This is a genomic window from Micromonospora sicca (genome assembly GCF_003172935.1).
Lineage (GTDB): Bacteria > Actinomycetota > Actinomycetes > Mycobacteriales > Micromonosporaceae > Micromonospora > Micromonospora sicca.
The window spans coordinates 1-3,859 of sequence record NZ_QGKS01000499.1; the positions used below are offsets into that span (position 1 = coordinate 1).

Sequence of the window (3,859 nt, forward strand, 5' to 3'; positions counted from 1 at the left end):
TTTACTACGCGTCTCGTGGGCTCGGAGATGTGTATAAGCGACTGATCGACACCGGGGAGCGGCCGGCGTCAGCCGCGCAGGACGCGGGTGAGAACCTGGGCCGCGCGGTCGACCGCGGCGTCGGCCACGTCGAAGTGGGTGACCAGGCGGGCGGTACGCGGGCCGAGCACCGAGATCAGCACGCCCTCGGCGCGGGCGGCGGCCGCAAGGGCCTTCGCGTCGAGCGGGTGCTTGGTGAGGTCCAGCGGGACGAGGTTGGTCCGCACGGCGGTGGCGAGCACGCCGAACGGGGCGACCGCCTCGGCGAGTCGGGCCGCCTTGGCGTGGTCCTCGGCGAGCCGGTCGACGTGGTGGGCCAGGGCGTACCGGCCGGCGGCGGCGAGGACGCCGACCTGCCGCATCCCGCCGCCCATCCGCTTGCGGACGAACCGGGCCCGGGCGATCTTCTCGGCGCTGCCGACGACCAGCGAGCCGACCGGCGCGCCCAGGCCCTTGGAGAGGCAGACCGACAGGGTGTCGAAGAGCGCGCCGTACTCGGCCAGCGGCACGCCGTCGGCGACGTGCGCGTGCCAGATCCGGGCGCCGTCGCAGTGCAGGGCGAGGCCGTTGTCGTCGGCGACCCGGCGCAGCTCGCGCAGGGTGGCCAGTGGGATGACCCCGCCGCCGCCGCGGTTGTGGGTCTGCTCGACCGCGATGGCCCGGGTGGGGACGGCGAAGTAGCCGTCGGGCCGGATCATGCCGGCGACCACGTCCGGGTCGAGCTCCGCGCCGACCGCCGGCCAGGTCCGCGACGAGATGCCGCCGTACGCGGCCGCCGCCCCGATCTCGTACGTGACGACGTGCGCGTCGGCGTCGCAGAGCAGCTCGTCCCCGGGCGGCACGACGAGCTGGAGGGCGATCTGGTTGGCCATCGACCCGGACGGCGCGAACAGCGCCGCCTCGTGCCCGAATAGCGCCGCGACCTCGGCCTCCAGCGCGGCGACGGTCGGGTCCTCGCCGTAGACGTCGTCGCCGACCTCGGCGGTCGCCATCGCCTCGCGCATCCCGGCGGTGGGCCGGGTCACCGTGTCGGAACGCAGATCAATCAGGTCGTCAGCCACGCAGCATCTCCGCCACCAGGAAGGCCAGCTCCAGCGACTGCTGGGTGTTCAGTCGCGGGTCGCAGGCGGTTTCGTACCGGTCGGGCAGGTCGAGGTCCTCGATGCCCTGGGCGCCGCCGAGGCACTCGGTGACGTCCTCGCCGGTCAGCTCGACGTGCAGGCCGCCCGGGTGGGTCTCCAGGCCGCGGTGCACCTCGAAGTAGCCGAGCACCTCGTCGACGATCCGGTCGAAGTGCCGGGTCTTGTAGCCGTTCGAGGACTCGTGGGTGTTGCCGTGCATCGGGTCGCACTGCCAGACCACCTTGGCGCCGGCCGCGGTGACCTTGGCGACGATCGGCGGCAGGGCGTCACGGACCCGGTGGTTGCCCATCCGGCTGATCAGGGTCAGCCGGCCGGGGACGTTGTCCGGGTTGAGCTTCTCGCAGAGCTCGATCGCCTCGTCCGGGGTGGTGGTCGGGCCGAGCTTCACGCCGATCGGGTTGGCGATCCGGGAGATGAAGTCGATGTGCGCCCCGTCGATCTGCCGGGTCCGCTCGCCGATCCAGAGGAAGTGCCCGGAGAGGCCGTACGCCCGCTCGCCGGAGACCCGGGTGAGCGCCCGGTCGTACTCCAGCGCGAGGGCCTCGTGCGAACAGTAGAGGGTGACCGTGCGCAGCGCCTCGTCGTCGGTCATCCCGCAGGCCCGGATGAAGGCCAGCGCCCGGTCGATCTCCCGGGCGATCGCCTCGTAGCGCTCGCCGGCCGGGGAGTTCTTGACGAAGCCCTTGTTCCAGTCGTGCACGGCGTGCAGGTCGGCGAGCCCGCCGGCCAGGTACGCCCGGAGCATGTTCATCGCGGCGGCCGAGTTGGCGTACGCCCGGATCATGCGCTGCGGGTCGGCGACCCGCGCCTCCGGCGTGGTCTCCAGCGAGTTGATCATGTCGCCGCGGTAGGCCGGCAGGCCGCGGGCGTCGGTCGGCAGCGAGCGGGGCTTGGTGTACTGGCCGGCGACCCGGGCCACCTTGACCACCGGCAGCGACGCGCCGTACGTCAGCACGATCGCCATCTGGAGCAGCGTGCGGGCGTTGGCCAGCAGGTGGCTCTCGGTGTTGTCGGCGAAGGTCTCGGCGCAGTCGCCGCCCTGGAGCAGGAACGCCTTGCCCTCGCAGACCAGCGCGAGGCGCTGCCGGAGCTGGTCGACCTCGTAGGGCGCGACGACCGACGGCACGGTGTCGAGCACCTTGCAGACCTCGGCGACCTTGGCCTCGTCCGGCCAGGGCGGGGTCTGCGCCCGGGGAAGCTCCCGCCAGCGGTCCAGGCCGAGGGCCGCGTCCTCGGCGGAGTCGACGGTCGGACGACTGGTCTGCAGGCCCGGGCTGCCCACCGCGGGGTGACTCAGCTGATGCCACTCATGGCGCATGACAGAAGCGTACGGCGAACGCCGGGGCGGCCCGCCGCCGAGGGGGACAGTTCCGGCAGGTGAGAGATGCCCGACACCGGCAGGTCAGGCGCCGGTGACCGGTCAGGGGGTGACGGCCGGCTCGGGGGTGTTGCCGCCCGGGACCTCGGCGGAGATGCACCAGTCGGCGCCGCTGCGGGTGACGGTGAACAGCAGCGGCCGGGTGGCCTTGCGGCTGCCGACGGCGACGGTGACCGCGGTGCTGACCTCCTGCCCGTGCGGGCTGGACCGGACGTCGGTGATGGTGGCCTGCGGGACGGTGAAGTGGTCGGCGAAGTCGCCGTTCGGGCCGGTGGCGGCGGCGTCGAAGGGCTTCTGCATGGGGGCGCAGAGCTGGCTGCGGCCGGCGTCGACGTCCTTGGCCGCCATCGCGTCGAGGTACGCCTGCACCCGTTCACGGGACTTGGCGGCGGCCTCCTCGGCCGGCGCGCGCTGCGTCCCGGTCGCCGGGGCCCCGGCCTCGTCGTCCCCGCCGAAGCCGCAGCCGGCGAGGGTGAGCGGCAGGAGCGCGAGCAGAGCGACGGCGCTCGCCACCCTCGGGTGCGTCAGGCCCATCGGTCCCCTTCCATCGGCCCGGACATCGGGACATGCCGAGCGGCGATCCTGTCACATCGACACCCTTGCATGTCGCACCCGCCATGGCCGAAACTTTTAATTAACTTTCCTATTAAAGAGGAGGACCCCATGGTTCGACGACGCAGGGCCCTGACCGCCGCCGCACTGGGCGGCATCCCCATCCTGGCCTCGCTGGCGCTGGTCAGCCAGGCCGGCGCGCACGGCAGCATGCAGTCACCGGTCAGCCGGACGTACGCCTGCTTCCTGGAGGGACCGGAGTCGCCGGACTCCGCCGCATGCCGGGCGGCCGTGGCGGCCGGCGGCACCCAGGCACTCTACGACTGGAACGAGGTGAACATCGCCGACGCGGCCGGGCGGCACCGGCAGATCATCCCGGACGGCCGCCTGTGCAGCGCCAACCGGGACAAGTACCGCGGCTTCGACCTGACCCGCGCGGACTGGCCCGCGACCGCGCTCCCCTCCGGCGGGACCTGGACCTTCGCCTACCGGGCCACCGCCCCACACCGCGGCACCTTCGAGCTGTACGTCACCCGCGACGGCTACGACCCCACCCGCCCGCTGCGCTGGGCCGACCTGGAGCTGTTCCACACCGCCACCGACCCGGCGCTGACCGACGGCGCGTACCGGATGACCGCGCGGCTGCCGCAGCGCGCCGGGCGGCACCTGGTCTACTCGATCTGGCAGCGCTCGGACAGCCCGGAGGCCTTCTACACCTGCTCGGACGTCACCTTCGGCCAGGTCACCC

The 3,859-nt window shown here is 73.0% G+C and carries 4 protein-coding genes; 1 reads left to right on the forward strand and 3 read right to left on the reverse strand.

Features of this window, described 5'->3' with window-relative positions:
• Window positions 1-68 precede the first annotated feature (68 nt).
• From DKT69_RS36145 to DKT69_RS36155, 3 genes are all read right to left on the reverse strand, one after another.
• Window positions 69-1,088 (reverse strand): threonine aldolase family protein, encoded by a 1,020-nt coding sequence (locus tag DKT69_RS36145; RefSeq protein ID WP_109805845.1) that lies wholly within the window; start codon window positions 1,086-1,088, stop codon window positions 69-71.
• A gap of 4 nt (window positions 1,089-1,092) precedes the next feature.
• Window positions 1,093-2,499, reverse strand: coding sequence for a class II 3-deoxy-7-phosphoheptulonate synthase (locus DKT69_RS36150; RefSeq protein WP_109805843.1), 1,407 nt, complete (start codon window positions 2,497-2,499; stop codon window positions 1,093-1,095).
• Window positions 2,500-2,601: 102 nt separating this feature from the next.
• Window positions 2,602-3,093 (reverse strand): hypothetical protein, encoded by a 492-nt coding sequence (locus DKT69_RS36155; RefSeq protein ID WP_109805844.1) that lies wholly within the window; start codon window positions 3,091-3,093, stop codon window positions 2,602-2,604.
• A gap of 129 nt (window positions 3,094-3,222) precedes the next feature.
• Here DKT69_RS36155 and DKT69_RS36160 point away from each other — a divergent pair.
• A partial coding sequence (locus tag DKT69_RS36160; RefSeq protein WP_146231313.1) for a lytic polysaccharide monooxygenase auxiliary activity family 9 protein occupies window positions 3,223-3,859 on the forward strand: 637 nt, incomplete at its 3' end.

What these genes read in the sequence shown, in the direction of transcription:
- DKT69_RS36150 (WP_109805843.1), bottom strand. Translation starts at nt 2,499, where the DNA reads ATGCGCCATGAGTGGCATCAGCTGAGTCACCCCGCGGTGGGCAGCCCG.
- DKT69_RS36155 (WP_109805844.1), bottom strand. Translation starts at nt 3,093, where the DNA reads ATGGGCCTGACGCACCCGAGGGTGGCGAGCGCCGTCGCTCTGCTCGCG.